This is a genomic window from Agromyces excoecariae, from assembly GCF_051715505.1.
In the GTDB taxonomy this organism is placed as follows: domain Bacteria; phylum Actinomycetota; class Actinomycetes; order Actinomycetales; family Microbacteriaceae; genus Agromyces.
Window position 1 is genome coordinate 146,870 of sequence record NZ_JBPSLA010000001.1, and the last position, 26,496, is coordinate 173,365.

26 protein-coding genes are annotated in these 26,496 nt (G+C 71.2%); 17 read left to right on the forward strand and 9 right to left on the reverse strand.

The window, feature by feature from the left end; genetic code table 11:
* The first annotated feature begins 3 nt into the window (after positions 1 to 3).
* From ACSJD1_RS00670 to dnaB, 4 genes are all read left to right on the forward strand, one after another.
* Positions 4 to 516, forward strand: coding sequence for a single-stranded DNA-binding protein (locus ACSJD1_RS00670; protein ID WP_438853394.1), 513 nt, complete (start codon positions 4 to 6; stop codon positions 514 to 516).
* A 73-nt stretch (positions 517 to 589) separates the two neighbouring features.
* Positions 590 to 850, forward strand: a complete 261-nt coding sequence (gene rpsR / locus ACSJD1_RS00675) for a 30S ribosomal protein S18 (protein WP_067947514.1) — start codon at positions 590 to 592, stop codon at positions 848 to 850.
* Positions 851 to 861: 11 nt separating this feature from the next.
* Positions 862 to 1,314, forward strand: coding sequence for a 50S ribosomal protein L9 (gene rplI / locus ACSJD1_RS00680; RefSeq protein ID WP_438853395.1), 453 nt, complete (start codon positions 862 to 864; stop codon positions 1,312 to 1,314).
* A 490-nt stretch (positions 1,315 to 1,804) separates the two neighbouring features.
* Complete coding sequence (gene dnaB, locus ACSJD1_RS00685; protein ID WP_438853396.1) at positions 1,805 to 3,178, forward strand: replicative DNA helicase; 1,374 nt, start codon at positions 1,805 to 1,807, stop codon at positions 3,176 to 3,178.
* Between the two features lie 88 nt (positions 3,179 to 3,266).
* On the opposite strand, the gene ACSJD1_RS00690 is transcribed toward dnaB, so the two are convergent.
* The 3 genes from ACSJD1_RS00690 to ACSJD1_RS00700 form a co-directional block, all read right to left on the reverse strand.
* A complete protein-coding gene (locus ACSJD1_RS00690) occupies positions 3,267 to 5,252 on the reverse strand; it encodes a Fic family protein (protein ID WP_438853397.1) in 1,986 nt (661 codons plus the stop codon).
* A 447-nt stretch (positions 5,253 to 5,699) separates the two neighbouring features.
* A complete protein-coding gene (locus ACSJD1_RS00695) occupies positions 5,700 to 6,047 on the reverse strand; it encodes a GntR family transcriptional regulator (RefSeq protein ID WP_438853398.1) in 348 nt (115 codons plus the stop codon).
* 226 nt (positions 6,048 to 6,273) lie between these two features.
* Positions 6,274 to 6,645 (reverse strand): hypothetical protein, encoded by a 372-nt coding sequence (locus ACSJD1_RS00700; protein ID WP_438853399.1) that lies wholly within the window; start codon positions 6,643 to 6,645, stop codon positions 6,274 to 6,276.
* A gap of 139 nt (positions 6,646 to 6,784) precedes the next feature.
* On the opposite strand from ACSJD1_RS00700, the gene ACSJD1_RS00705 reads away from it, so the two are divergent.
* Positions 6,785 to 7,444, forward strand: a complete 660-nt coding sequence (locus tag ACSJD1_RS00705) for a fasciclin domain-containing protein (RefSeq protein ID WP_438853400.1) — start codon at positions 6,785 to 6,787, stop codon at positions 7,442 to 7,444.
* Positions 7,445 to 7,533: 89 nt separating this feature from the next.
* On the opposite strand, the gene ACSJD1_RS00710 is transcribed toward ACSJD1_RS00705, so the two are convergent.
* Positions 7,534 to 8,847, reverse strand: a complete 1,314-nt coding sequence (locus ACSJD1_RS00710) for an FAD-dependent oxidoreductase (RefSeq protein ID WP_438853401.1) — start codon at positions 8,845 to 8,847, stop codon at positions 7,534 to 7,536.
* A 25-nt stretch (positions 8,848 to 8,872) separates the two neighbouring features.
* Positions 8,873 to 9,043 (reverse strand): hypothetical protein, encoded by a 171-nt coding sequence (locus tag ACSJD1_RS00715; RefSeq protein WP_438853402.1) that lies wholly within the window; start codon positions 9,041 to 9,043, stop codon positions 8,873 to 8,875.
* A gap of 165 nt (positions 9,044 to 9,208) precedes the next feature.
* On the opposite strand from ACSJD1_RS00715, the gene ACSJD1_RS00720 reads away from it, so the two are divergent.
* Positions 9,209 to 11,167: an FAD-dependent monooxygenase gene (locus ACSJD1_RS00720; protein ID WP_438853403.1), complete on the forward strand. Its 1,959-nt coding sequence runs from the start codon at positions 9,209 to 9,211 to the stop codon at positions 11,165 to 11,167.
* Positions 11,168 to 11,210: 43 nt separating this feature from the next.
* Here ACSJD1_RS00720 and ACSJD1_RS00725 read toward each other — a convergent pair whose 3' ends face one another.
* On the reverse strand, positions 11,211 to 11,927 hold the full coding sequence (locus ACSJD1_RS00725) for an IclR family transcriptional regulator (protein WP_438853404.1): 717 nt from the start codon (positions 11,925 to 11,927) through the stop codon (positions 11,211 to 11,213).
* 118 nt (positions 11,928 to 12,045) lie between these two features.
* Between ACSJD1_RS00725 and ACSJD1_RS00730 the strand changes: the two genes are divergently transcribed.
* From ACSJD1_RS00730 to ACSJD1_RS00750, 5 genes are all read left to right on the forward strand, one after another.
* Positions 12,046 to 13,239 (forward strand): adenylate/guanylate cyclase domain-containing protein, encoded by a 1,194-nt coding sequence (locus tag ACSJD1_RS00730; protein ID WP_438853405.1) that lies wholly within the window; start codon positions 12,046 to 12,048, stop codon positions 13,237 to 13,239.
* A 244-nt stretch (positions 13,240 to 13,483) separates the two neighbouring features.
* A complete protein-coding gene (locus ACSJD1_RS00735) occupies positions 13,484 to 15,046 on the forward strand; it encodes a Re/Si-specific NAD(P)(+) transhydrogenase subunit alpha (RefSeq protein WP_438853406.1) in 1,563 nt (520 codons plus the stop codon).
* A 93-nt stretch (positions 15,047 to 15,139) separates the two neighbouring features.
* Positions 15,140 to 16,555 carry a Re/Si-specific NAD(P)(+) transhydrogenase subunit beta gene (pntB, locus tag ACSJD1_RS00740; RefSeq protein ID WP_438853407.1) on the forward strand — a complete coding sequence of 472 codons (1,416 nt, stop codon included), beginning with the start codon at positions 15,140 to 15,142 and terminating at the stop codon, positions 16,553 to 16,555.
* Positions 16,556 to 16,713: 158 nt separating this feature from the next.
* The gene (locus tag ACSJD1_RS00745) at positions 16,714 to 17,319 is read left to right on the forward strand and encodes a DUF308 domain-containing protein (RefSeq protein ID WP_438853408.1); all 606 of its coding nucleotides are present in this window, start codon (positions 16,714 to 16,716) and stop codon (positions 17,317 to 17,319) included.
* Positions 17,316 to 17,600 (forward strand): hypothetical protein, encoded by a 285-nt coding sequence (locus ACSJD1_RS00750; protein WP_438853409.1) that lies wholly within the window; start codon positions 17,316 to 17,318, stop codon positions 17,598 to 17,600. The genes ACSJD1_RS00745 and ACSJD1_RS00750 overlap by 4 nt, the downstream gene beginning before the upstream one ends.
* Before the next feature lie 164 nt (positions 17,601 to 17,764).
* Here the strand turns inward: ACSJD1_RS00750 and purB are convergent, their stop codons facing one another.
* Positions 17,765 to 19,150, reverse strand: a complete 1,386-nt coding sequence (gene purB, locus ACSJD1_RS00755; RefSeq protein WP_438853410.1) for an adenylosuccinate lyase — start codon at positions 19,148 to 19,150, stop codon at positions 17,765 to 17,767.
* Positions 19,147 to 19,674, reverse strand: a complete 528-nt coding sequence (locus ACSJD1_RS00760) for a low molecular weight protein-tyrosine-phosphatase (RefSeq protein ID WP_438853411.1) — start codon at positions 19,672 to 19,674, stop codon at positions 19,147 to 19,149. Before ACSJD1_RS00760 ends, purB begins: the two co-directional genes overlap by 4 nt.
* A 96-nt stretch (positions 19,675 to 19,770) precedes the next feature.
* On the opposite strand from ACSJD1_RS00760, the gene ACSJD1_RS00765 reads away from it, so the two are divergent.
* From ACSJD1_RS00765 to ACSJD1_RS00775, 3 genes are all read left to right on the forward strand, one after another.
* Positions 19,771 to 20,661, forward strand: a complete 891-nt coding sequence (locus ACSJD1_RS00765) for an aminoglycoside phosphotransferase family protein (protein WP_438853412.1) — start codon at positions 19,771 to 19,773, stop codon at positions 20,659 to 20,661.
* A gap of 178 nt (positions 20,662 to 20,839) precedes the next feature.
* Positions 20,840 to 21,178: a hypothetical protein gene (locus ACSJD1_RS00770; protein ID WP_438853413.1), complete on the forward strand. Its 339-nt coding sequence runs from the start codon at positions 20,840 to 20,842 to the stop codon at positions 21,176 to 21,178.
* Positions 21,175 to 22,689: an alpha/beta fold hydrolase gene (locus tag ACSJD1_RS00775; RefSeq protein ID WP_438853414.1), complete on the forward strand. Its 1,515-nt coding sequence runs from the start codon at positions 21,175 to 21,177 to the stop codon at positions 22,687 to 22,689. Before ACSJD1_RS00770 ends, ACSJD1_RS00775 begins: the two co-directional genes overlap by 4 nt.
* Before the next feature lie 40 nt (positions 22,690 to 22,729).
* Here ACSJD1_RS00775 and ACSJD1_RS00780 read toward each other — a convergent pair whose 3' ends face one another.
* Entirely contained in the window at positions 22,730 to 23,110 is a 381-nt protein-coding gene (locus ACSJD1_RS00780) for a phage holin family protein (RefSeq protein ID WP_155052994.1), read from the reverse strand.
* A 52-nt stretch (positions 23,111 to 23,162) separates the two neighbouring features.
* On the opposite strand from ACSJD1_RS00780, the gene ACSJD1_RS00785 reads away from it, so the two are divergent.
* From ACSJD1_RS00785 to ACSJD1_RS00795, 3 genes are all read left to right on the forward strand, one after another.
* Positions 23,163 to 24,245 carry a histidinol-phosphate transaminase gene (locus ACSJD1_RS00785; RefSeq protein ID WP_438853415.1) on the forward strand — a complete coding sequence of 361 codons (1,083 nt, stop codon included), beginning with the start codon at positions 23,163 to 23,165 and terminating at the stop codon, positions 24,243 to 24,245.
* Positions 24,246 to 24,288: 43 nt separating this feature from the next.
* Positions 24,289 to 25,422 (forward strand): thiamine pyrophosphate-dependent dehydrogenase E1 component subunit alpha, encoded by a 1,134-nt coding sequence (locus ACSJD1_RS00790; RefSeq protein WP_438853416.1) that lies wholly within the window; start codon positions 24,289 to 24,291, stop codon positions 25,420 to 25,422.
* Between the two features lie 65 nt (positions 25,423 to 25,487).
* Entirely contained in the window at positions 25,488 to 26,447 is a 960-nt protein-coding gene (locus ACSJD1_RS00795; protein WP_438854098.1) for an alpha-ketoacid dehydrogenase subunit beta, read from the forward strand.
* Positions 26,448 to 26,496 lie beyond the last annotated feature (49 nt).

The window sequence follows — 26,496 nt, forward strand, 5'->3', positions numbered from 1 at the left end:
CCCATGGCCGGCGAGACCGTCATCACCGTGGTGGGCAACCTCACCGCCGACCCCGAGCTGCGCTACACGCAGAGCGGGCTGGCTGTCGCGAACTTCACGATCGCGTCGACGCCCCGCACGTTCGACCGTCAGGCGAACGAGTGGAAGGACGGCGAGGCCCTCTTCCTGCGTGCGAGCTGCTGGCGTGAATTCGCCGAGCACGTCGCGGGATCGCTCACCAAGGGCACCCGGGTCATCGCTTCCGGTCGTCTCAAGCAGCGCTCCTACGAGACGAAGGAAGGCGAGAAGCGCACCAGCATCGAGCTCGAGGTCGATGAGATCGGCCCGAGCCTGCGCTATGCCACCGCGTCCGTGACGCGCGCCCAGTCCAACCGCGGCGTCGGCGGAGGCGGCTCCTTCGGGGGCGGCAGCCAGTCCGATGACGCGTGGGCGCCCAGCGCCCCCGCCCAGTCCTCGGGCGGCGGCGACGTCTGGAACACCCCGGGCACCAACTACGGCGACGAGACGCCCTTCTAGGCCTTCAGGCCGGCGGCGGATGCCACGCGGCATCCGCTCGCACCCGAAACTCACACACGATTAGGAAAGAACCATGGCTGGAAAGAGCAGCGGCGACCGCCGCAAGCCTCGCGGCGGCAAGGGCGCGAAGAACGCCGCCCCCGCGAAGTCCGTCAAGGTCGGCGTCATCGACTACAAGGATGTCGCGACCCTTCGGAAGTTCATCTCGGAGCGCGGCAAGATCCGCGCCCGTCGCATCACCGGTGTCTCCGTGCAGGAGCAGCGCCTCATCGCCCGCGCCGTGAAGAACGCGCGCGAGATGGCGCTCCTGCCCTACTCGGGCTCCGGCCGCTAAGGAGCACGGAAATGGCAAAGATCATCCTCACGCACGAGGTCTCCGGTCTCGGCGAGGCCGGCGACGTGGTCGAGGTCAAGAACGGGTACGCCCGCAACTACCTCGTCCCCCAGGGCTTCGCGACCCCGTGGACCCGTGGCGGCCAGAAGCAGGTCGACCAGATCAAGGCCGCGCGCGCCGCGCGCGAGCTGCACTCCCTCGAGGACGCGCAGGCCCTGAAGGCCAAGCTCGAGTCGGCCAAGGTCAAGCTGGCCGTCAAGGCCGGCCTCGGCGGTCGTCTCTTCGGCTCGGTCAAGCCCGCGGATGTCGCGTCGGCCGTCGCCGACGCCGGCCTCGGCGAGATCGACAAGCGCAAGGTCGAGTTCACCGCACCGGTGAAGTCGGTCGGCGACCACGAGGTCACCGTCAAGCTGCGCGACGAGGTCACCGCGACGATCACCCTCCAGGTGGTCGCGGCGAAGTAATCGCTTCCGACGCAACGACGACGCGGCGGTGGGCTGAGGCCCCCGCCGCGTCGTCGTTTCCGGGTGTCGGGACGGGCTGTATTACACCCGCCGACGCGGGCGCCGCAAGTCCACACTTTGGGGTGCTGTCCTCAGGTTTGTACACAGGACCCGCCGAGGCCCGGTCGAGAAACGGAAGAATTTTCCCCCCACAGGTGTGGATTCGCGAAGGCCCAGTTCAGGGCCGAATTCAGGCCATGTCATTCACAACATTTCCACAGTTCTCCACAGGGTCTGTGCACATGTTGGACGGCGTTTCGCCCACGTCTTCCACAGAGTTATCCACAGGCTGGCTTGTGCTGTGGGAACCCCTTCCTTATGGTGAGTCAGTCTCCTTCGGAATGACGCCGTGAACGGGCCCCGCCAACGCCGTTCGACGAGGTGTCGGGGGGTCCGGCGAGACTGGTCGCGGGGCGATGGAACATGCCCGGCGGGCGAGCGGAGGTAGCAAGTGTCGATCGCGCACATCGGGATCGCCGACCCCGTCGACGAGTCCGAGGCCCGCCGAGGCGAGCGCACCCCTCCGCACGACCTCCTCGCGGAGCAGAGCGCGCTCGGCGGCATGATGCTCTCGAAGGACGCGGTCGCCGACGTCATCGAGACGCTCCGCGGCATCGATTTCTACGTGCCCAAGCACGAGGTCGTGTTCAATGCGATCCTCGCGCTGTACTCGCACGGCGAGCCGACCGACGTCATCGCGGTCACCGACGAGCTCACGAAGAACGGCGAGCTGCAGCGAGCCGGCGGCGTCGAGTACCTGCACACGCTGACGAGCCTGGTGCCGACCGCGGCGAACGCCGGCTACTACGCATCCATCGTGGCCGAGCGGGCGCTCCTGCGCCGCCTCGTCGAAGCCGGCACGCGCATCGTGCAGATGGGCTATGCGGGCGAGGGCGAGGTCGTCGAGCTCGTCAACAACGCCCAGGCCGAGATCTACTCGGTGACGGGGTCCGTCGAGAGCGAGGACTACGTCCCGCTGACGGACGCCATCGGCACCGCGATCGACGAGATCGAGGCCGCGAAGCACACCGACGGCAAGATGACGGGCGTGCCGACCGGCTTCGCCGATCTCGACGACCTGACGAACGGCTTCCACCCCGGGCAGATGATCATCGTCGCCGCCCGCCCCGCCATGGGCAAGTCGACGCTCGCGCTCGACTTCGCGCGCTCGGCCGCGATCACGCACGACCTGCCCACCATCTTCTTCTCGCTCGAGATGGGGCGAAGCGAGATCGCGATGCGCCTGCTCTCGGCCGAGGCATCCGTGCCACTGCAGAACATGCGCAAGGGCACCGTCGACACCCGCGACTGGACGACCATCGCCTCGACCCGGGGCCGCATCAACGACGCGCCGCTCTACATCGACGACTCCCCCAACATGACGCTCGTCGAGATCCGCGCGAAGTGCCGGCGGCTCAAGCAGCGGGTCGGCCTCAAGATGGTCGTCATCGACTACCTGCAGCTCATGACGAGCGGCAAGCGCGTCGAGAGCCGGCAGCAGGAGGTCTCGGAGTTCTCGCGTGCGCTGAAGCTGCTGGCCAAGGAGCTCCAGGTTCCGGTGCTCGCGCTGTCGCAGCTGAACCGTGGTCCCGAGCAGCGCGCCGACAAGATGCCCGCCCTCTCCGACCTCCGCGAGTCGGGCTCGATCGAGCAGGACGCCGACATGGTGATCCTGCTGCACCGCGAGTCGGCGTACGAGCGCGACAGCCCGCGCGCCGGCGAGGCCGACCTCATCGTCGCCAAGCACCGCAACGGTCCGACCCGCACCGTGACCGTGGCGTTCCACGGCCACTTCTCGCGGTTCGCCGACATGGTGCAGGTGTAGCCGAGCTGCCCCCACTGCGCGCGGCCCGTCCCCCGACGGGCCGCGCGCGTCACGGATTCGCTTCCGCCAGAGTCGTGCTCCGTTGGATTCATCGGCTCACGGGCTCTCCTCTGTAGAGCCAGCTGATGAGGAGGTCCGGATCTCGAGTGAGCCCGAGGATCGATCCCCAGAGAACTGCTGCTCTCGCGGGCTGCCCATCTCGGAGTGCGAGGTTGAAAAGGTCCACATGGCGCAGGGTCGTGCGGTATGCCTCGACGACTCCGCGACGCACTTCGGCAGTCCACGCGGCCTCGGACACCATGTAGTCGAGCCCGGGATTCTCGAGGAGCGAGGGGGGCAGGCCGCGGTGTTGGAGCGCATGGTCCATGACGAGGCGGGTGACGCGCCCGTTGCCGTCGACGAATGGGTGGATCGAGATGAGCTCGCGTTGTGCTGCCGCCGCGAAGGTGGTCGGATCGCCTGACGATCGTTCTCGTGCGAACCAGCTGAAGAACTCGTCGAGCTTCGCCTGAACCGACGCGCCTTCCGGGTACCTGATGTGTGCGGTCTCGAACCGCTGCGCGATCTGCTCAGGTGTGAGGGAGGCGTTCAGCATTCCTCGCAACTCGAGGCGAAGATGCGGATTCCGCTCGAGGACCGCGACCTGTTCGGCTGAGAGGACGGTGAAAATACCGTTCGGCCCCAGACTTCCTCCGGCCCAGACGTCCTGTCCCGCCCTGCGTGCTTGACCGGCCTCACCGGGGAGGTTCCGGGCTGCGGCTCCGTGCGCGGCCTCGACCTCGGCTTGCGAGAGTGGCCGCCCTGTCCGAGCGTGCGCGTCAAGCATCGCCGCAGCCTCGCTCCAGTTGCGATAGTTCGGCGCACCGTATCGATGGGCGGGCGGCATCGAGGATGCCCCGGACTCATGCGCGGCCGCTGCCGGTTCGTAGTGCTGACGATCGATGAATCGTCGGCCCCGCATCTCGGTGTCCCAGGCAGCTCGCTGTTCCGGCGTCAGGCCCTCGACCAGGGTGCGATAGCGGCGGGCGAATTCGTCGGGCTCTGAGACGAGGATCGACTGCAGTTCGGATATCTCCGCAGCAAGGCGCGCCTTGGTTCGTCCTTCGAACGCGCCGCCGGCTCCGCCGAGGACCGTGCCGGCCAGTCCTCCCAACTCGAAGCCCTGGAGCATCGCGGCCTGCACCTCGACCATGGTCTTGCCCTCGAGCGCTGCCTTGATGCCAGCGTCGAGCGCTCCGATGACGGAGCCCGACGCCCCCCCGGTGATGGCTCGGTTCAACGAGGTGCGAAGGACCTGCGCAAGGGTGCTAGCCCCCTCCTGGCCTAGGACTCTGGTCAATGCGACACTCGTGCCTTTCGCGAGGATTTTGTCGAATCCGAGCGCCGCGTACGCCAGGACGCCGTCGACGAACCCGCGCTTTATCCCTTCCCACGTGTTGTTCTCGACCACCGACCAGTCGAAGCCGGCCGCCGCATCTCGCCAGGTACGGCCCTCGACGATCAGGTCGTTCAGGAGACCCACGCTCTCGACGACGAGCGCTGGCAGGGCCTGACCGCCACCTTCGATCGCCGATCCCATCGCACCCATCGTGAGAGCGGTGCCGCCGTACGTGGCGACCGTGGCTGCGGTGCCCGTTAGACCGACACCCGCTGCCACGGCGCCGGCGGATGCTGCGACGGCGGGCGCCGCGAGCACCACCGCGACGGCGACGGCGGCGGCGAAGGAGACATCACGAACGACGACGGCAACGGTGTACACGCCTTCGGCCGAGTGACTGAATCCCTGGAGGTATCGGGCGAACTCCTCGCGCGTGCGTTGATCCAGCTGATACACGCGGTCGAAGTGCTCGAGGCTCTCGTGACTGCGGGTCCCTGCGTCGCGAATGGTACCCGAGGAGATCGGGAGGCGGAGGACGCGATCGAAGTCGGCTCGCACGTCCTCCCACTGACCCGGAATCGTGTCCCAACGGGTGGGATCGGTCCGTGGGGCGCTGTTGAAGAGGTCGATGAATCGGCCTGCCAGGTCGAGACCGCCGTACCACTCCGTTTCTTGGAGCTTGGAGTCCTCGCTCATGCGCTTGAAGGAGTCGAGTCGCGATCTGTAGCGTCCGACTCGCGCTCGAAGGTCCTGGCCGACCTCGCCCACCCCTCGGCCGTTCACGGCAGGGTCAGGGGAGGACAACACTGGCTCGACCCGCGAGGCGGTCGCTCCACCTCGAGTCGCCGTCGTGGATGCCGGCGGAGCGGCTCCGGGGTGGTGCTGGCGTTGCGCCGTGATCGCCTGACTAACTGCGGCATTGCCGGCGGATGACTGCAACTGCAGGACTCCGACCGTCCCTCCAGGCGGCTTCGGACTCGTCGGAGCCAGCGGCGACGGCGGACCGGTACGCCGCTCGACCCGCACACCTACGGAGGGGTGGCGAACGCGCTCCATGAGTGCAACATAGACGGAGCGACGACACCGGCGTTGCCCGCACGGGCAGGAATCAGGGCAGGCTCACCGAACTGCGGCGCCGGTCCGTCAGTCGATGTTGCGGATGATCTCGACGAGCTCGTCGAGCCGGTAGCCGTGGCGGCGCGCGTACTCGACGAGCTCGCGCGAGCGGCGCACGACCTCGCCTCGCTCGGGCGACGCGGCCACCGAGATGCCGCGACCCCTGCGGAACTCGAGCAGGCCCTCGTCCCGCAGGGTCCGGAGCGCGCGCAGGACGGTGTTGACGTTGACGTCGAGGACGGCGGCGAGGTCCTTGGCGGGCGGAAGCCGATCCCCGGGCCGCGCCTCGCCGTCGGCGATCGCGCGCCGGATCTCGCCGGCAACCTGCTCGTGCAGGTCGACCGGGCCCGCTTTATCGACTTCGAGATACATCATGGTGATAGTGATGCTATCATCATCGGGGAAGGGGCAGAGATCCTCGCATTCAGTGCGCCGCCGCGTAGGTCACCGTGTTCTCGCTGGGGTCCACGCGACCGTCCGCCGCGGACGAGCCACTGGGCGGACGACGGCGTCGCGGCCATCGACCGCGCCATCCTCAGCCTGGCCGGCCGCGACCGCCTTCCGCCCGGCCGCCGCTCGCGGGGCGGCCGGCCGGTGCGGGTCAGCGGAGGCCGCGGAAGCGCGCCGCGCCGACGATCAGCGCCAGCGCGCCTCCGATCGCCGAGACGAGCGGCACGGCCGCCACCGCGAGGGCGATCGTGTTCGGCCGGAACCGAAGGCCGTCGGGCCCGTTGATGTACGCGCCGATCGGCACGGCGAAGCCGCCGCCGCCTCCCCCGCTGCCCTCGCCGTGTCCCGCGAGCGACGTGCCGCCCTCCGGCATGTCGCCCGAGCCTTCACCGGCTCCGAAGCCGAAGACGACGAAGGCGACGGGCACGGCCTCCTGCCCGTCGATCGTCGTCTTCTCGGCATAGGCCACGCGCGCACCCCACGCAGGCACCGATTCCGCCAGGTTCTCGATGAGCTTCCCCATGCGATCGACCGTACGCGCGATCCCGCCACGCGACCAGAGCCGGCGGACGATCGCGGTGCTCCGATGCAAACCGTCGCGGCGACGGCGCCGAACCCCACATGACGGCCCGCCGGGGCCGACGAACCGAAAGGGGAGATCCATGCGATCCATCCGCAGCATCCGTTCCGCCGGGACGGCACTCTCGATCACGGCCGTCCTCGCGCTGGGCCTGACCGCCTGCAGCAGCGGCAGCACCGACGAGGCGTCCGACCAGATGTCCGACGAGCCGACGATGAGCGAGGAATCCGAGTCGATGGAGGCGGACCCGGCCGCCGACCTGGTGGGGCCGGGCTGCGCCGCCTACGCCGAGGCGGTCCCGGACGGTCCCGGGTCCGTGGCCGGGATGTCGGAGGACCCCGTCGCGGTCGCGGCATCGAACAACCCCATGCTGACCACCCTCGTCGCGGCGGTCTCCGGCGGGCTGAACCCCGACGTCGACCTCGTCGACACGCTGAACGGCGACGAGTTCACGGTGTTCGCGCCGGTCGACGACGCGTTCGCCGCGATCGACGCGGCCACGATCGAGTCGCTGAAGACCGACTCGGAGACCCTCACCTCGATCCTCACCTACCACGTCGTGCCGGGGCAGCTCTCGCCCGACGAGGTGGTGGGCACGTTGACGACCGTCCAGGGCGGCACCGTCGAGGTCAGCGGCTCGGGCGACGAGCTCATGGTGAACGACGCCGAGGTGATCTGCGGCGGCGTCCACACGGCGAACGCGACCGTCTACCTGATCGACGGCGTGCTCATGCCCATGTGACGAGTGAACTGCTCCGGCGGCGGCGCCGACGGGTACGGAGGACCGTGCCCGTCGCCGCCGCCGCCGTCCCGTTCAAGCCCGCGCGTGCCTCAGGCGACGCCGTCTCCAGATGTCGCGAGACCGAGGTCGTGCACGACGGCGCGGCCCACCCGATCGCCCGACACGAGCGCGCCCTGGATCGACGCGGTGTCGCGGTGGTCGCCGGCGACGTAGCGGCCCTCCGCCACTCGCGCCGGTCGGCGCGTCCGCAACGGCGGAAGCTGCGCCGGCAGGGCGTCGTGCAGGTCGTCGCGACGGAGCAGGCGCCAGCGGGCGGCATCCGTCGACCAGACCTCGGAGAGCTGACGTCGCACCTCGGCCTCCTGCGGTGCAGCGGCCGGGTCGGAGCGCGCTGCGGGCGGGAGGAGGGCGGTGGCCTCGACGAGGTGCTGCCCCGACGGCGCGGAGCGCGGCACGGTGTGCGAGAGCACCACGGCGTTGACGACCGGTCCGCGTCGGCGGCCGTCGACGGCGAGCATCGCCGAGGCGGTGGGCGGGTCGTCGGCCGCGAACCACCAGGTCTGGAGGCCGCGGGTCGTGGGAGCCGGCACGTCGAGGAGGCCGGCGACGGACTCGGGGCCGACCGCGACGACGACCGCGGATGCCGCGACGCGGCCCCCGTCGGAGAGGTCGACGTGCACCCGGCCCGACGACCCGCGCGGTCCGATCCGCTCGACGACCGCCCCCGTGCGCACCACGACGCCGGCTGCGCGCGCCGCGCCCGCGAGCTGGGCCGGCAGCGCGCCGATGCCCTCGGAGGGCAGGCCGGGCGCCCCGAGCGCGAACATCCGCATCAGGAGGCGGACGAAGGCGTCCGACGTGTCGCCGCGGTCGTCGGCGAGCACGCCTGCGAGGAACGGTTCGAGCACCTCCGTGCGCAGCGGACCGCGCAGCCCGGCACGGTCCCAGGCATCGCGGAGCGGGCGATCGGCGCCGGAGATGACCGAGCGGGGTCGGAGCATCACGGGCGCGAGCCAGCGTGCCATGGCGGCCAGGTCGCGCGCCGGGACCAGCCCGCTGCCCAGGGTGGCGGGCAGTGCGCCGGGGTGCCGGAGCGGGTGCGCCAGACGCACGAGCCGATCGTCCCGCCGGACCTGCATGCCGACCGGGAAGCGCCGGAGGTCGAGCGCGTCGACGTCCACCCATCGTCGGACCGCCGGGTAGGCGGGGTTGAGCACCTGGAAGCCGCGGTCGAGCCGGAAGCCGTCGACCTCGTCGGTCCTCTGCCGACCGCCGACGACGTCGGCCGCCTCGAGCACGGTCACGGCGAGGCCGGAGGCCGCCACCCGGCAGGCGCACCGCAGCCCGGCGAGCCCGGCGCCGACGACGACGACGTCCGTCTCGTCGTCGGTCCCCTCCGTCACCTCGATCCTCCCGTCGCGGTCGGGCTCAGCCGAGCAGGCGCCGGCCGTCCTCGGTCTCGACCCAGCTGCCCTCGGCGCGCACGATGACCTCGGGCGTGAAGCTCGCGCCGTAGCGCACGAGGTGCCGGTCGACGTCCGACCAGAACGCGTCGTCGGCGGCCCGAGGGCGCGGACGGGAGGATTCGGCGAGCGACATGACGCGACGCTAACGCACCGGCCTCGGGGCATCCAGAGTCCGTGCCGAACCGGCGCGCTTGTGTCCCGCCGGATCCCGGCCTACCATGTCTCCGCGCGATAATAGAAAGTCGCATTCGATTATCGAACGCATCGACTTGCACCACGACGACGTGAGGAGCACCACGTGCAGTTCCACCACCACGGCTACGTGTCCGGCGATCCCCGGGTGAAGCCGGCTGCCGGCGTCGGCATCGACCGCCCCGAGGACTTGCCCGACGAGGTCGACGTGCTCGTCGTCGGCTCGGGCCCGGCCGGCATGCTGCTCGGCGCGCAGCTCTCGCAGTACCCCGACGTCGTCACCCGGGTCATCGAACGCCGTGACGGGCGACTCGTGCTCGGCCAGGCCGACGGCATCCAGCCGCGCAGCGTCGAGACGTTCCAGGCGTTCGGGTTCGCCGAACGCATCATCGCCGAGGCCTACAACATCGGCTACATGAACTTCTGGGGCCCCGACCCGGCCGACCCGACGAAGATCATCCGGACCTCCCGCACCGAGGACTACGGATTCAAGATCAGCGAGTTCCCGCACCTCATCGTCAACCAGGCGCGCGTGCTCGACTACTTCGCCGAGGCCGCTGCGAACGGGCCGGGGCGGATCGTGCCCGACTACGGCGTCGAGTTCATCGGACTCACCGTGCACGACGTCGGCTCCGAGGCCGCCGGCGAGCACCCCGTCGAGGTGCGCGTGCGCTACACCGCCGGCGCGCGCGCGGGCGAGGAGCGCACCGTGCGCGCCAAGTACGTCGTGGGCAGCGACGGTGCCCGCAGCGGAGTCCGCGAGGCGATCGGCCGCAAGCACGTCGGGGGCATCTCCGCTCACGCCTGGGGCGTCATGGACGTGGTCGTGAACACCGACTTCCCCGACTGGCGCACGAAGTGCGCGATCAACTCCGCCGCGGGCAACATCCTGCACATCCCCCGCGAGGGCGGGTACCTCTGCCGCATGTACATCGACCTCGGCGAGGTGGCCGACGACACCCACGAGGTGCGCAAGACGCCGATCGAGACGATCATCGCCAAGGCGAACGACATCCTGAACCCGTACACGCTCGACGTGCGCAACGTCGCCTGGTCCAGCGTCTACGAGGTCGGCCATCGGGTCACCGACCACTTCGACGACCGCGACGAGGGCACGGATGCCGCTCCGCGGGTGTTCCTCACCGGCGACGCGTGCCACACGCACAGCGCCAAGGCCGGGCAGGGCATGAACGTCTCGATGCAGGACGGCTTCAACCTCGGGTGGAAGCTCGGCTCGGTCGTCACCGGCCTGGCACCCGCCTCCCTGCTCGCGACCTACTCGTCGGAGCGGCAGCCGGTGGCGCAGCAGCTGATCGACTTCGACCGCGAATGGTCGTCGCTCATGGCGCGCAAGCCGGAGGAGATCTCGGACCCCCAGGAACTGGCGAAGCACTACCTCGGCACCGCCGAGTTCCCGTCGGGGTTCATGACGCACTACGGCCCGTCGATGATCACCGGCGACAACGAGCACCAGGCGCTCGCGACCGGGTTCCCCATCGGCATGCGCTTCAAGTCGTCGCCGGTGTCGCTCGTGTGCGACGGGAACGTCGTGCACCTCGGCCACCACGCGAGGGCCGACGGGCGGTGGCGGATCTACGCGTTCGCCGACGCGCCCGCCGCCGGCGAGGCATCCGCCCTCTCGGACTGGGCCGAGTGGATGGCGTCGCCCGACGCCCCGCTGGCGCGGTACACGCCGGACGGGGTCGACGTCGACGCGGTCTTCGACGTCAAGGTGGTCTACCAGCAGCCGCACGAGGACGTCGACATCATGGCCGCGCCGGAGGTGTTCCGACCGAGGACCGGGCCGTTCGCGCTCATGGACTGGGAGAAGGTGTTCGCGGCCGGGCCGAGCACGTGGTGCCCCACCGACATCTTCGACGAGCGGGGCATCTCACGCGACGGCGTCGTCGTCGTGGTGCGTCCCGACCAGTACGTCGCCCACATCCTGCCCCTGACGGCCACCGACGAGCTCGCGGCGTTCTTCGCGCAGCACCTGCTGCCGCAGCGGACGACGGCGGATGCCGCGGCCGATACGAGCGTCGAAGGCGACCTGGTCAGCCGCTGACCACGGGCCGCGAGCAGTCGACCCACTGCCGCTCGCGGCGCGCTCAGGCCCCGTAGCTGCGCGACACCGCGCGCGCCGCAGCGGTGAGCCGCGCGGCGATCTCGGCCTCGGGGCGCGGCATCGACACGTGGATCACCGCGATCGCCGCGGGCGGCTGTCCCGGCAGCGTGAGCGGCACGGCGACCGACCGCAGGGACGGCACGACCTCGTCGTGGCTCAGCGCGTAGCCGCGGGCGCGGCTCTTGGCGATCTCGGCGCGCAGCTCGTCGGAGACATCGACGGGCCACGAGCTCTCGGGCATGGCGAGCAGGATCGCCTTGCCCGGCCCGCCGCGCGTGATCGGATGCCGGTGCCCCGGCCGGTAGGAGACGACCGTCATGGTCTGGCGGGGCGCCGCGCTCAGCAGCGTGACCGCCTCCTCGTCGTCGGCGAGCACGGCGATGAGGCAGGTCATGCCGAGCTCGTTCGCGACCTCGGTGAGCTCGGGCAGGGCGACCTGCTGCAGGTCGCGCGCGACTCCGGCCGCGAGCGCCGCGAGGCCGGTCCCGAGCGCGAGACGGCCACCGGCGTCGCGGGTCACGAGCCGGTGCTCCTCGAGGGTGCGGACGAGCCGGTACGCGACGGATCGGTGGACCCCCAGCCCGGCCGCGACCTCGTCGATCGTGAGGTTCCGGTCGGCGTCGGCGAGCACCTCGAGCACGCGGATGCCGCGGCTCAGCGTCTGCGAGCCCGTCGGCGCGGCCGCCTTCGGTGCGTCCACGGCGGTCCTCCGTCAGCTGCGGGCCCGAGCGGATGCCGCGGGCACTCGGTCGATAGTAGAACGCATCGCACGGAATCCGAACACGCTCGGGTCGGGACACGCGAGTAGGCTGACCGGCGTGAGCGGGTTCTCGCGCACGGAAGCGGCCGAGCGCGCCGGGGTCGACGTGACCTACGTCGATCACCTGGTGCGGCTCGGCATCGTGGTGCCCGATCGCGACCGATTCTCGGCGGGCGACGTGCGCCGCATGCTGATGGCGCGTTCGCTCGAGGAGGCCGCCATCCCGCTCGAGCGCCTCGCCGTCGCGATCGAGCACGGTGCGCTCTCGCTCGGGTTCTTCGACGCCGAGGCGTACGAGCGCTTCTCCCCGCTCTCCGGCGAGACGTTCCGGCAGGTCAGCGAGCGCACCGGGGTGCCGTTGGACCTCCTCACGACGGTCCGCGAGGCGATCGGGTCGCCGCTGCCGTCGCCCGACGACCTGGTCCGCGAGGACGAGATGGCCGTCGTGCCGTTCCTCGAGCTGCAGATCGCCGAGGGCTTCCGGCCGGCCGCCATCGAGCGACTGCTCCGCGTGCAGGGCGAGAGCACCCGGCGGATGGCCGAGGCCGAGGGGGCGTGGTGGAACTCCGAGGTCGTGGAGCCGGCGATGGCCGCCGGCAGCTCGGTCGACGACATCGCCAACCCGGAGTTCGCCGACCGCAGCACTCCGCTCGCCGAGCAGGCGATGCTCGGGCTCTACCACGCGCAGCAGGCGAGGGCGTGGACCTCGAACATCATCGAGGGCTTCGAGGTGCTCATGGCGAAGGCCGGGATCCACAGCCACCTCGACCGCCCGCCCGCGATCTGCTTCTTCGACATCACGGGCTACACGCGGCTCACCCAGGAGCGCGGTGACGAGGCGGCCGCCGACCTGGCCGCCACGCTCGCGCGGCTCGTGCAGCGCGGTTCGGTGCGCCACGGCGGCAAGCCCATCAAGTGGCTCGGTGACGGCGTCATGTTCCACTTCCGCGATCCCGGTCCGGCCGTCCGGGCCGGACTGGAGATGGTCGACGAGCTGACCACGGCGGGACTCCCGCCGGCGCACGTGGGACTGCATACCGGACCGGTGCTGTACCAGCAGGGCGACTACTTCGGCCAGACCGTGAACCTCGCGTCGCGCATCGCCGACTACGCCAGGCCGGGCGAGGTACTCGTCACCCAGGCGGTCGCCGACGCGGACGACGAGGAGGGGATCGTCTTCCGCGATGTCGGCCCGGCGGAACTCAAGGGCGTCCCCGGGCCCATGCACCTGTTCCGGGCGGAATTCGCCTGAGCTCGTCACCACGTGCGACTCGAGCATCGCGGGCGCGACCCGCGCTTTCCGATTCGCGAAAGAATGGCCGGTCTTTCCCGGTCATCGAGCGCGAAACATGGAGTCACCGCCATCCGTGGACCTAAAGTGATCGCGTGCAGCACCGTCGCCGCTCCGGCCCCCACCGGACGACGGGCTCGCACGGACCCGTCCACGAGGTGCCGCATCGCATCGACTGACGGTCGAGCGATGAGAGGGAGAACGCATGACGCGCATCGGCGTCGTCACCGAGCAGGGCTCGGAGACCCGGGTCGCCGCCACGCCGGCGACCGTGAAGCAGTTGATCGGCCTCGGCTACGAGGTCGTCGTCGAGACCGGGGCGGGTGCCCGCTCGTCGTTCCCCGACGACGCCTACGACGCCGCCGGAGCGCGACTCGTCTCACGCGAGGCGGCGTTCGCGAGCGACATCGTCCTGAAGGTGAACCAGCCGACGCCCGACGAGATCGCAGCGCTCTCGCCCGGCACGACCCTCATCGGCCTGCTCAGTCCGGCCCTGCGCCCCGACCTCATCGAGGCGCTCTCGGCGCAGGGGGTCACGGCGATCGCGCTCGATGCCGTGCCGCGCATCTCGCGCGCGCAGTCGATGGACGTGCTGAGCTCGATGGCGAACATCTCGGGCTATCGCGCGGTGGTCGAGGCGGCGCACGAGTTCGGCCGGTTCTTCACGGGCCAGGTGACCGCGGCGGGCAAGGTGCCGCCCGCGAAGGTGCTCGTGGCCGGCGCCGGCGTCGCCGGGCTCGCGGCCATCGGCGCAGCATCCAGCCTCGGCGCCATCGTGCGCGCGACCGACCCGCGTCCCGAGGTCGCCGACCAGGTGAAGTCGATCGGCGGCGAGTACCTGAAGGTCGAGGTCGCCGTCGAGCAGTCGACCGACGGGTACGCGAAGGCGACCAGCGAGGCCTACGACCGGCGAGCGGCCGAGATCTACTCGGAGCAGGCGGCGGACGTCGACATCATCATCACGACCGCGCTCATCCCCGGCCGCGCGGCCCCGCGGCTCATCACGGCGGCGGATGTCGCGAGCATGAAGCCCGGCAGCGTGATCGTCGACATGGCCGCGGGCCAGGGAGGCAACGTCGAGGGCTCGGTCGCGGGGGAGCGGACCGTCACGCCGAACGGCGTCATCATCCTGGGCTACACCGACCTCGCCTCGCGCCTGCCCGCCCAGGCGTCGCAGCTCTACGGCACGAACCTCGTGAACCTCGTCAAGCTCCTCACGCCCGGCAAGGACGGCGAGCTCGTCATCGACTTCGACGACGTCGTGCAGCGCGCGGTGACGGTCGTGCGCGACGGCGAGACGGCGTGGCCGCCGCCGCCCGTGCAGGTGTCGGCCGCCCCGGCTCCCGCGGGCGCGGGCGCGACGGATGCCGCGGCATCCGCCGCAGGCCCGAAGCCGAAGCGCACGCTCTCGAAGGGCGGCCGCGCCGCCCTCGTCGGCGTCGGCATCGCGGCGCTGTTCCTCGTCAACGCGATCGCGCCGGCGCCGCTGCCGCAGCACTTCACGGTGCTCGCGCTGTCGATCGTCGTCGGCTTCTACGTCATCGGCAAGGTCGCGCACGCGCTGCACACGCCGCTCATGAGCGTCACGAACGCGATCTCGGGCATCATCATCGTCGGTGCGATCCTGCAGGTGACGAGTGACGTCCCGGTCGTGCAGGTGCTCTCGGCGATCGCCATCCTGCTGGCGAGCATCAACATCTTCGGCGGCTTCGCCGTCACGCGGCGAATGCTCGGCATGTTCTCCAAGGGCGACCGGACGACGACGTGAGTGCGATCTCCCGGCCCGGCCCGGCTGCCGCACACGCGGCCCCCGCGCCCGCCACCGCGACCCTGACGACGACGTTCCCGAGGAGCCCCCAGCGTGCCTGAGACCCTGATCACCCCCGCCTCCGTGGCGGGCGCCGCATACCTCGTCGCGGCCCTGCTGTTCATCCTGAGCCTCGCCGGCCTGAGCAAGCACGAAACCGCACGAGCCGGTGTCGGCTACGGCATCGGCGGTATGGCGATCGCGCTGGCCGCGACCATCTGGGTCACCGTGCAGGGTGCCTGGGGAGACCCCGCCGCCACCGTCGGCCTCGTCCTCCTCGCCGTCGCCGTGCTCATCGGCGCCGCGATCGGCCTGTGGCGGGCCCGGGTCGTCGAGATGACCGGAATGCCGCAGCTCATCGCCCTCCTGCACAGCTTCGTCGGCCTCGCGGCCGTGCTCGTCGGCTGGAACGGCGCGCTCGCCGAGCCGCACCTCGAGGGTGCGCTGCTCGACATCCACCACGCCGAGGTGTTCATCGGCGTCTTCATCGGCGCGGTGACCTTCACCGGATCGATCGTGGCGTTCCTGAAGCTCTCGGCGCGCATGAAGTCGGCGCCCCTCGTGCTGCCCGGCAAGAACGTGATGAACCTCGGCGCCCTGGTCGCGTTCGTGGTGCTGACCGTCTGGTACGTGATCACGCCGGAGCTGTGGCTCCTCGTCGTCGTGACCGCGCTCGCCCTCGCGCTCGGCTGGCATCTCGTGGCCTCCATCGGCGGCGGCGACATGCCCGTCGTCGTGTCGATGCTCAACAGCTACTCGGGCTGGGCGGCCGCGGCCGCGGGCTTCCTGCTGAACAACGACCTGCTCATCGTCACCGGCGCGCTCGTCGGCTCTTCAGGTGCGTACCTGTCGTACATCATGTGCCGTGCGATGAACCGCTCCTTCATCTCGGTCATCGCGGGCGGGTTCGGCATCGAGGCACCGTCGAAGTCCGACGACGACCTCGGCGAGCACCGCGAGATCGTGGCCGAGGATGCCGCCGAGATGCTGAAGAACGCCTCGAGCGTGGTCATCACGCCCGGGTACGGGATGGCGGTCGCCCAGGCGCAGTACCCCGTCGCCGAGCTGACGGCGAAGCTGCGCGAGCGCGGCATCGACGTGCGCTTCGGCATCCACCCCGTCGCGGGCCGCCTGCCCGGCCACATGAACGTGCTGCTCGCCGAGGCGAAGGTGCCCTACGACATCGTCGAGGAGATGGACGAGATCAACGACGACCTCGCCGAGACGTCCGTCGTGCTCGTCATCGGCGCGAACGACACCGTGAACCCGGCCGCGGCGGAGGACCCGGGCAGCCCGATCGCCGGCATGCCGGTGCTGCGGGTCTGGGAGGCCGACAACGTGATCGTGTTCAAGCGGTCGATGGCGTCCGGCTACGCCGGCGTGCAGAACCCGTTGTTCTTCCGCGACAACGCGCAGATGCTCTTCGGCGACGCCAAGGAGCGCGTGGAGGACATCCTGAAGTCGCTCTGAGGCCTCGGACCGGTCGGTGACCGGCTGAGACGGTGACGGATGCCGCGGCGCGCGCCGCGGCATCCGTCGTCGTCCTGCGTGATCGCGCTCGGCGCCCAGCATCCTCTCGATGAGCGCCCGCGTAGGATTGAACGGTTCCCCAGTCGAAAGAGGTCGCCGTGGCCGATGCCCGCGATGCCGCGCCCGAGCGCGCAGGCGCCTGGCTGCTCCCGGTCACCCGTGGAGCGCTCGCCCTCGTGCCGTCCGTGGTGATCACGTTCTCGCAGGACCACTCGGCGGCCCTCGGCCTCACGGTGTTCGGCTGGTGGGCGCTCGCGTCGGGCGTCGTCGTCGGTGCGCTCTCCGCGCGACTCGTCGTGGACCGCACGGCTCGCTGGACCTTCGTCGCGAACGGGGTCATCACCGCCGCCGCCGGCCTGATCGCGCTCCCGCTGGCCGGAACCGGCTCTGCCGGTGTCGCGACGTTCACCTACACGGTGGCGGTCTGGGCGGCCGTCACCGGCATCCTCGAGCTCTTCGCGGGCATCCGCGCCCGCGGCCGCGTGGCCGCAGCGCGCGACTGGCTGGCCGTCGGCGGACTCACCGCCGTGCTGGCCCTCGCATTCGTCCTCCTCCCGCTCGATCCCGTCACCGCGGTCGGCCTCTTCGGCGCCTACCTCGTCGTGGCGGGCGTGCTGCTCGTGATCGGCGGGTTGTCGTTGAAGTGGGCCGCGGCCGAGCGAACGGGCTCCGGCGACGCGGCATCCGGATCGGAGCGATCGTGACCAACTCCCCCGACGGCGGCTACCGGCCGAGCCGACGCGACGTGCTCCGGCCCGTCGAGTACGTGGGCGGTGCCGCCATCGCCGCCGTCTTCACCGCCGTGATCGTGCTGTTCGGCACGCGCGACTGGACCATCACGCTCATCACGCTCGGCGGGGTGTTCATCATCGTGCTGATGGTGCTCGCGCTGCTGTCGATGGCCGTGAAGCCGAACGCCGGCGAGCACGGCGACGGCACGGGCGGCGACCCCGAGCGGCGCGAGGGCCGCGACTCGGCGCACTGAGCGCTCGCCCGCAGCCGCCGCGCTCGCCCGCCCACGCGCGGCGCCCGTGCACGGTTCGAGTGCGATTTCCGGGGTGGAGTGCCGTTTGAAACGGCGCTCCACCCCAGAAATCGTTCGTGAACGTCAAGCGGGCGTGAGCGGCCGGAGCGCGGGCGCGGGCGCTCCTAGCCCTGCAGGCGGTCCACCAACTCGTCGGCGATTCCCGTGTAGGTCGCGGGCGTCAACGCGAGCAGGCGCTGCTTCGCCTCGTCGGAGATGTCGAGGCCGCCGACGAACTCGGCGAGCTCGGCCGCGCCGACGCGCTTGCCGCGCGTCAGCTCCTTGAGCAGAGCGTACGGGTCGGCGATCGACGAGTCGCCGGCCGCCACCTCGGCGCGGATGACGGTCTGGATCGCCTCGCCCAGCACCTCCCAGTTGCCGTCGAGGTCGGCCAGCAGGAGGGCGCGGTCGAGGTCGATCTCGCCGAGGCCGCGGAGGATGTTGTCCAGCGCGAGCAGCGAGTGGCCGACGCCGACGCCGATGTTGCGCTGCGCGCTCGAGTCGGTGAGGTCGCGCTGCAGGCGGCTCGTCACGAGCGTCGCGGCGAGCGAGTCGAGGATCGCGCTCGAGAGCTCGAGGTTCGCCTCGGCGTTCTCGAAGCGGATCGGGTTCACCTTGTGCGGCATGGTCGACGAGCCCGTCGCTCCCGCCGCGGGGATCTGGCGGAAATAGCCGAGCGAGATGTAGGTCCAGACGTCGGTCGCGAGGTTGTGCAGCACGCGGTTCGCGTGCGAGATGCGTCCGTAGAGCTCGGCCTGCCAGTCGTGCGACTCGATCTGGGTCGTGAGCGGGTTCCACGTGAGCCCGAGCGACTCGACGAACTCGCGCGACACGGTGGGCCAGTCGACGCCGGGTGCCGCGACGACGTGCGCCGAGAACGTGCCGGTCGCACCGGAGAACTTGCCGAGGTACTCGGTCGCCTCGACCTGGCGCAGGATCCGCTCGAGGCGGTACGCCACGACCGCGAGCTCCTTGCCCATCGTGGTGGGGGTCGCGGGCTGTCCGTGCGTGCGCGAGAGCATCGCGGCGTCGCGGTGCTCCTCGGCGAGGCCGATCAGCTTGGCGATGACGGCCCGGTACTTCGGCAGCCACACCTGTGCGACGGCGTCGCGCACGGTCAGCGCATACGAGAGGTTGTTGATGTCCTCGCTCGTGCACGCGAAGTGCGTCAGCTCGGCGAGGTTCGAGAGCCCGAGCTCGTCGAGCTTGCCGCGGACGAAGTACTCGACGGCCTTCACGTCGTGACGCGTGGTCGCCTCGAATCGGGCGAGCTCGTCGATGTCGGCCTGGCCGAAGTCGGTGACGACCGCGCGCAGCGCCTGCTTCGCGTCATCCGTCAGCGGGGTCGTGCCGAAGAAGCCGCGGTCGGTCTGCGCGATGAGCCACTCGATCTCGACGTGCACGCGCGCCCGGTTCAGCCCCGCCTCGGACAGGTGCTCGCCGAGTTCGCCGACGGCGGCGCGGTAGCGCCCGTCGAGCGGGCTGAGCGGCTGGGGAGGCAGCGAAGTCATCGGTTTCCTTGTCTGAGAGCCGGCGCGAGTTGCCGGAAGAGCGCCTGAGTCGACCGCTCTATCATCCCAAGAACCCGGTCGAAGGTCGCATCGTCGCTGTAGTACGGGTCGGGCACGTCCTGCAACGGAGCCAGCTCCGGGTCGAACTCGAGCAGCAGTCGCACCTTGTGCGCGTCGACCGGGGTGCGCGCCCAGTTCCGCAGCACGCGCGACTGGCCGCGGTCGAACGCGACCACCAGGTCGAGGACCGGGAAGTCCTCGGGGTCGAACTGGCGCGCCCGATGGCGGCTGCCGTCGTATCCGGCACGCTCGAGTGCTTCGAGCGTGCGATGGTCGGCCTGCTCGCCCACGTGCCAGTCTCCGGTCGCCGCGGACACGATGTCGAGGCGGTCGGCGATCCCCGCACGTTCGGCGAGGGCGCGCAGCACGACCTCCGCCATCGGAGACCGGCAGATGTTGCCAGTGCACACGAAGGAGACTCGGAATCGCTGCGCGGAATCCCCGGCGGGCTCCGCAGGCGTCATGGAACCCTATTCTGGACCGAATCGGGGCGTTCCGAACAGAGCGGGATCGGGTGCGGGTATCGACGCCGCGATCACCGACGAGGGGAGGCGGCGCCGATGGATGCTCCGCCGCCCGACTTCCACGTGGACGAGACCCTCGCCGAGCGGCTCCTGGCCGAGCAGCACCCCGACCTCGCGGGCCGGATCCGCCTGGCGGCGAACGGCTGGGACAACGTGATGTTCCGCCTCGGCGAGGAACTGGCGATACGGATGCCGCGGCGCCGCGATGCGGTCGGACTCATGTGGAACGAGCAGCGCTGGCTTCCCCGGCTCGCCCCGCACCTGCCCGTCGCCGTGCCCGCACCCGTGCGCATCGGCCGGCCGGCGCCCGAGCTCGGGTACGACGTGCCCTGGAGCATCGTGCCGTGGTTCCGCGGCGCGAGCGGTCTCGCGTTCGACGCCGAGGCGCGCGGGGTCGCCGTGCACGGTCTGGCGGCGTTCGTCGCCGAGCTCGGCGCGACGCCGGCACCGGCGGATGCCCCACGCAGCGCCTGGCGCGGGGTGCCGCTCCAGCGTCGCGACGACACCGTGCGCATCCGTCTCGCGAGCGGACGGATCCCCGACGCCGAGCTGCTGCTGCCGGTGTGGGAGCGCGCGCTCGCGGCACCCGCATGGACGGGCCCGCCGGTCTGGCTGCACGGCGACCTGCACCCGCACAACCTCCTGCTCGCGCCGTCCGGTTCGCTCGCGGCGGTGGTCGACTTCGGCGACGTCACCGCCGGCGACCCGGCCACGGACCTCGCGACGGCGTGGCTGACGTTCGACGCCCGAGCCCGCCGCGTCTTCCGCGCCGAGCTCGAGGCCCGCCGCGGGGTCGACGAGGGGACGTGGGACCGGGCTCGCGGCTGGGCGCTCGTGATCGCATCCGCAGTCGTCGAGCACCTGGGTCCGTGCGGGACCTTCGGGCGAGTGGCGTCATTCGCGCTCGAACAGGTGCGGCTCGACTGACGGAGGCTCCCGGTCGGTCACCCGCGGTGGGTGCGGCGCCGGATTCGCGATGGTCCGAGGTCGCGGGACGGAATGCGGTCGCGCGGTTCCCTCCTCCCCCGCGCCGAACCAGGACGATCCGCCCACGCGATCGCGGTGGCGGACGCCTCGGAGCCGTCGGACGGCGGAGCCTCGTGGGGTGATCCCGCCGACGTCCCTCTCCCCCGCCTCTGCCGAGCTCCGGCTCGGCACGATCGAGCAGGCGCTCCTCGCCCTCCGACGGCTTCGGGTCGAGGTCGAGCAGGTCGCCCCGGGTCTCGTGCTCGAACGTCTCGACGGATGGCACGACGACGCCGCCGATCTCTACGCCGACCGTGCCCGTGAACTCCGGCTCGCACTCGCCGGCGCCGGACGGGCGCTGTTCGAGGCCGAGCACGGGCTCGTCGCCGAACGCGAGCGGGCGCTCGAGCTGCAGGCGGCCGCGCTCTCCATCGCGACACCTGAGCGACCGGTGTCCGGTGCCGGCGGCCGCTGGTGACCGGCCTCGAGGTACGCGTCCGCGGACCGCACTCGGTCGAGACGGGGGCGCTGATCGCGGAGGCCGTCCGCCTGGCTGCGGTCGCGCACCTGATCGAGGGATGGGCCGGTCGTGCGACCGCATTGCGGGTCGAGGCGGAGTCGATCGCGACGAACGACCCGGCGGATCGCGCATGGGTCGCGGCGATCGACCTCGACACCGTACAGGCCGGTTTCGCGTCGGCCGGGCGCGCGGCAACCGATCTCTCCGTCGCGCTCGGACTGAGCGCGACGCGCTACGTGATGGCCGAGGGCGTCGTGGCCGGACTCGCCGAGGCCGGGCGGCGCGTGGGTGCAGGGCTGCTCGGGCTGGCCGCGTCTGGGATGGCGCTGCCGCTCGCCTCGGCGGCGTCGATCACGCTCGGCCCGATCGCAGTGGCGAGCATCCTGCCGCTCGTCTTCGACCAGGACCGTTACGTCCGGGCGATCGGCGCGCTGGTCTCGGAGCACGGCCTGCCGATCCTGTCCGATCCCGCCTTCGTCGGATTCGTGCGATCCGCAGCCGACCAGGCCGATGAGTTCCTGGCGGGGCTCTTCCGATCACAGGGGCTGTTCGCGGTCGGATCGGAGATCGGCGCGCCCGAGAACGCGAGCCTGCTGCTCGGGGCCGCGGGCGTGGCCGGGCTCGCATCCGGCGCGCACGGGCTGCGCGAGACGGCGATCTCGGAGCCGACCCGCACGGCTGCGCCCCAGACGGCCGCACCGGAGGGCCGAGGTGCCGGCGCCGGATCGGGCGGGGGCGACCACGCCCGCCCGGTCCAGGGGATCGCCGACCTGGCCGATCGGATCCCACCGTCCGAGGCGGGCGGGCCGCAGGTGCGGATCGAGCGCTACGACACCGCCGGCGGACCGCGCTGGATCGTCTACTCGGCGGGCACGGCCGACTTCGGCACGACGCCCGCAGGAGAGCCCTACGACATGACGGCCAACCTGCACGGGGTGGCCGGGGCATCCGTGCTGCACGACCTCATCGGCCTGCCCTCGGAGGCCGCCGCGTCGGAGCGTGCGCTCCGCGCGTCGATGGCGGAGGCCGGGGTCAGGGCGGGCGACCCCGTGATCGTGGTCGGCCATTCGGCGGGCGGCATGGTCGCGGCGAACCTGGCCGCCGACCCCGACCCCGACCTCGACGTGGTCGCCGCGGTCAGCCTCGGCGGCCCCGTCGCGCAGGCGGCGACCGGTGACGTACCTGTGCTCTCGGTCGCCCACGCCGAGGATCTCGTGCCGGCGACCGGGGGATCCGGTGTCGCGGCGACCGGTCGCGTGGAGGTCGGCCGGAGCCTCGGTGCGATCGCCCCTTCGCCCGGCGAGAGCGTCCCGGCGCACGCGATCGAGCGCTACCGCGAAACCGCACGCCTGATCGATCGCGACGACGAGCCCCGGCTCGTGGAGTTCCGCGGGCTGGTGGCCGACTTCACCGGTGGATCGCTTCCCGCCGACGTGTCGTACTGGCGGACCGAACGGGTGCCGGGTTGACCGGTCCGCCCGAGCGGCATCCGCCCGACGCCGTCGCCGTTCAGTCGGCGGGCCGGACCACCAGTCCGATCAGCCAGCTGATCAGGCCGAGCACCAACGCACCGAGGACGCCCCACCAGAATCCGTCGACCTCGAGCCCGAAGCCCATCAGGCCGCTGATCCAGTCGACGAGCAGCAGCAGCAGGCCGTTCACGATGAACGAGATGAGCCCGAGGGTCAGCACGTAGAGGGGGAACCCGACGATGCGGACGAACGTGCCGATGGTCGCGTTGACGATGCCGAAGATCGCCGCGACGAGGAGGTAGGTGAGCACGGTCGCGATGTCGGTGTCCTCGTACGGGACGACGCTGACGCCGGCCACGATGAGGGTCGTCAGCCAGAGTGCGAACGCGACGACGATGACCTTCAGGAGGAAGCGCATCCCCCAACTATGGCAGCGGGACGCGTGCGGGCGAAGGGGTACGGTGGATGCCGTGACCGCATCGGAGCCCACGCCCCCGCAGGTGCGCCTGCGCCCGGAGATCGCCGCGCTTCCCCCGTATCGCCAGGGCCGGCCGGCCCCGGCCGACGGCTTCAAGCTGTCGAGCAACGAGAACCCGTGGCCTCCCGTCGCGGCCGTCGAGGCGGCCATCTCGGCCGCCGCTTCGGGGGTCCACCGGTACCCGGACGCGACCGCCCTGGCGCTCCGCGAGCGGCTGGCCGAGCGCTTCGGCGTGGCCGTCGACGAGGTGCTCGTCGGAGCCGGTTCCGTCTCCCTGCTCGCCCAGTTCGTCCTCGCCGCGGCAGGACCCGGAGACGAGGTCGTCTACTCGTGGCGCTCGTTCGAGGCCTACCCGGGGCTCGTCACGATCGCCGGCGCCACGAGCGTGCAGGTCCCGAACCGAGCCGACCACGGCCACGACCTCGATGCCATGGCGTCCGCCGTGACCGACCGCACCCGCGTACTGATCGTCTGCTCCCCCAACAACCCCACCGGGGTCGCGGTGACCGCCGACGAGTTCGAGCGCTTCATGGCGGGCGTGCCGGCCGACCGGCTCGTGCTGCTCGACGAGGCGTATGCGGAGTTCGTCCGGGACGAGGCATCCGTCGACGGCAGCTCGCTCATCGGGCGCTACCCGAACCTCGTCGTGCTCCGCACCTTCTCGAAGGCGTACGGGCTCGCGGGCGTCCGGATCGGCTACGCGATCGGGCCCGTGCCGATCCTCGACGCCGCGCGCGCGACGGCGATCCCGCTCGGCGTCACCGCCGTCGCCACCTCCGGCGCGCTGGCCGCACTGGAGCCCGAGAACGAGGCCGAATTGCTCGCTCGGGTCGACGCCCTCGCCGAGCGGCGCGAGGCCCTGCGCGAGGCGCTGATCGCCCAGGGCTGGGAGATTCCGGCCGCGCAGGGCAACTTCGTGTGGCTGCCGACCGGTGACCGCACCGTCGAGGTCGCCGAGGCGCTCTTCGCTGGTGGAGTGGTGGCGCGGGCGTTCCCGGGCGACGGCATCCGGATCTCCGTCGGCGAGCACGAGTCTGTGGAGGTACTCCTAAGGCTTCTCGGGGAGCTTGTCTGACCTCCACAAGAAGGGGCTCACATCGAGCGGGTACCGTGGAACGGTGACAGCCCCCTCACGCGACTTCACCGCTCCGACGGTCCAGCTCCTGACGCCCGAGGGCGACCTGCGTCCGACGCCGGAGGCGGAAGGCTACCTGCCGCTCGTCGAGGCGCTTCCGGATGCCGCGCTCGAGCAGTTCTACCGCGACATGGTGATCTCGCGCCGCGTCGACGTGATGGGCGCGAACCTCCAGCGCCAGGGCCAGCTCGCACTCTGGGTGCCGAGCCACGGCCAGGAGGCCGCGCAGGTCGGTTCCGCGCGCGCCGCGCGTCCGCAGGACCACATCTTCCCCTCGTATCGCGAGCACGTCGTGGGCATGATCCGCGGTCTCGACCCGGTCGCCATCCTGAAGCTCCTCCGCGGCGCTACCCTCGGCGGCTGGACCCCCGAGGAGAACGGCAACTTCCACCTCTACACGCTCGTGCTCGCGTCGCAGACGTTGCACGCGACCGGTTACGCGATGGGCCTGCAGTTCGACGGCGCGACCGCGACCGGCGACCCCGAGGCGGATGCCGCGGTGCTCGTGTACTACGGCGACGGCTCGACCTCGCAGGGCGACGCGAGCGAGGCCCTCGTGTTCGCCTCGAGCTACGCCACGCCGCAGGTCTTCTTCGTGCAGAACAACCAGTGGGCGATCTCGGTGCCCGTCTCGCGCCAGTCGCGCAGCCCGCTCGCGCTGCGGGGCGGCGGATTCGGCATGCCGGGCATCCGCGTCGACGGCAACGATGTGCTCGCGAGCTACGCGGTGACCCGGCAGGCGCTCGAGGAGGCGCGCGCCGGCGAGGGGCCGTCGTTCATCGAGGCGGTGACGTATCGGATGGGCGCGCACACGACCGCCGACGACCCGACGAAGTACCGCACCGACGACGAGGTCGCGTACTGGACCGCGCGCGACCCGATCACCCGATTCCGCACGTGGCTCGAGGGCCGCGGAGCGTCCGCCGGGTTCTTCGACGGCGTCGACGAGGAGGCGGCCGACATCGCGGCCGACGTCAGGACCCGCTCGCTCGAGCTCACCGCTCCCCCGCGCAGCGACATCTTCGCCCACGTCTACAGCGAGCCGCACCCGCTCATCGAGGCGCAGGCCGCGTGGCTCGAGGAGTACGAGAACTCGTTCGAAGGAGACCAGGCATGACGGTCGAGACCATTGCCGACGCGTCGCCCGAGTCGGGCGAGCTCCGCGGCGTGCACACGCTCTCGATGGCCAAGGCCATCAACGCCGGCCTGGCGGAGGCCATGCGCAACGACCCGAAGGTCCTGCTCATGGGCGAGGACATCGGCGCGCTCGGCGGCGTGTTCCGCGTGACGGAGGGCCTGCTCGCCGAGTTCGGGGATCGCCGGGTGCTCGACAGCCCGCTCGCGGAGTCGGGCATCGTGGGCACTGCGATCGGCATGGCCATGCGCGGGTACCGCCCCGTGCTGGAGATCCAGTTCGACGGCTTCATCTTCCCCGCGTTCGACCAGATCACCACGCAGCTCGCGCGCATCAACCTGCGCCACGACGGCGGGATGCCGATGCCGGTGGTCATCCGCGTGCCCTACGGCGGCCACATCGGCTCCATCGAGCACCACCAGGAGAGCCCCGAGGCGTACTTCGCGCACACCCCGGGCCTTCGCGTGGTCAGCCCGTCGTCGCCGCACGACGCCTACTGGATGATCCAGGAGGCGATCGCATCGAACGACCCGGTGCTGTTCTTCGAGCCGAAGAGCCGGTACTGGCCGAAGGGACCCGTCGACCACGACCATGCGGGCCTGCCGCTGCACGCGAGCCGGGTCGTCCGTCGAGGCGACGACGTCACGGTCGTCGGGCACGGCGCGATGGTCGCCACGTTGCTGCAGGCCGCCGACATCGCGGCCGGCGAGGGCCGCAGCCTCGAGGTCGTCGACCTCCGCTCCCTCTCCCCCATCGACTTCGGGCCGATCGTCGACTCGGTGCAGCGCACCGGCCGCCTCGTGGTCGCCCAGGAGGCGTACGGCTTCGTGAGCGTCGGCTCCGAGATCGCCGCCACCGTCGCGGAGCGCGCGTTCTACTCGCTCGAGGCACCGGTGCTCCGCGTCTCGAGCTTCGACACGCCCTTCCCGCCCGCCGCGCTCGAGACGGAGTACCTGCCGAGCGCCGATCGGGTGCTCGAGGCCGTCGACCGCTCACTGGCGTACTGACGAGAACGCCTATCCGATATGACCGTGACGGCATAGATCGACTGCGAGG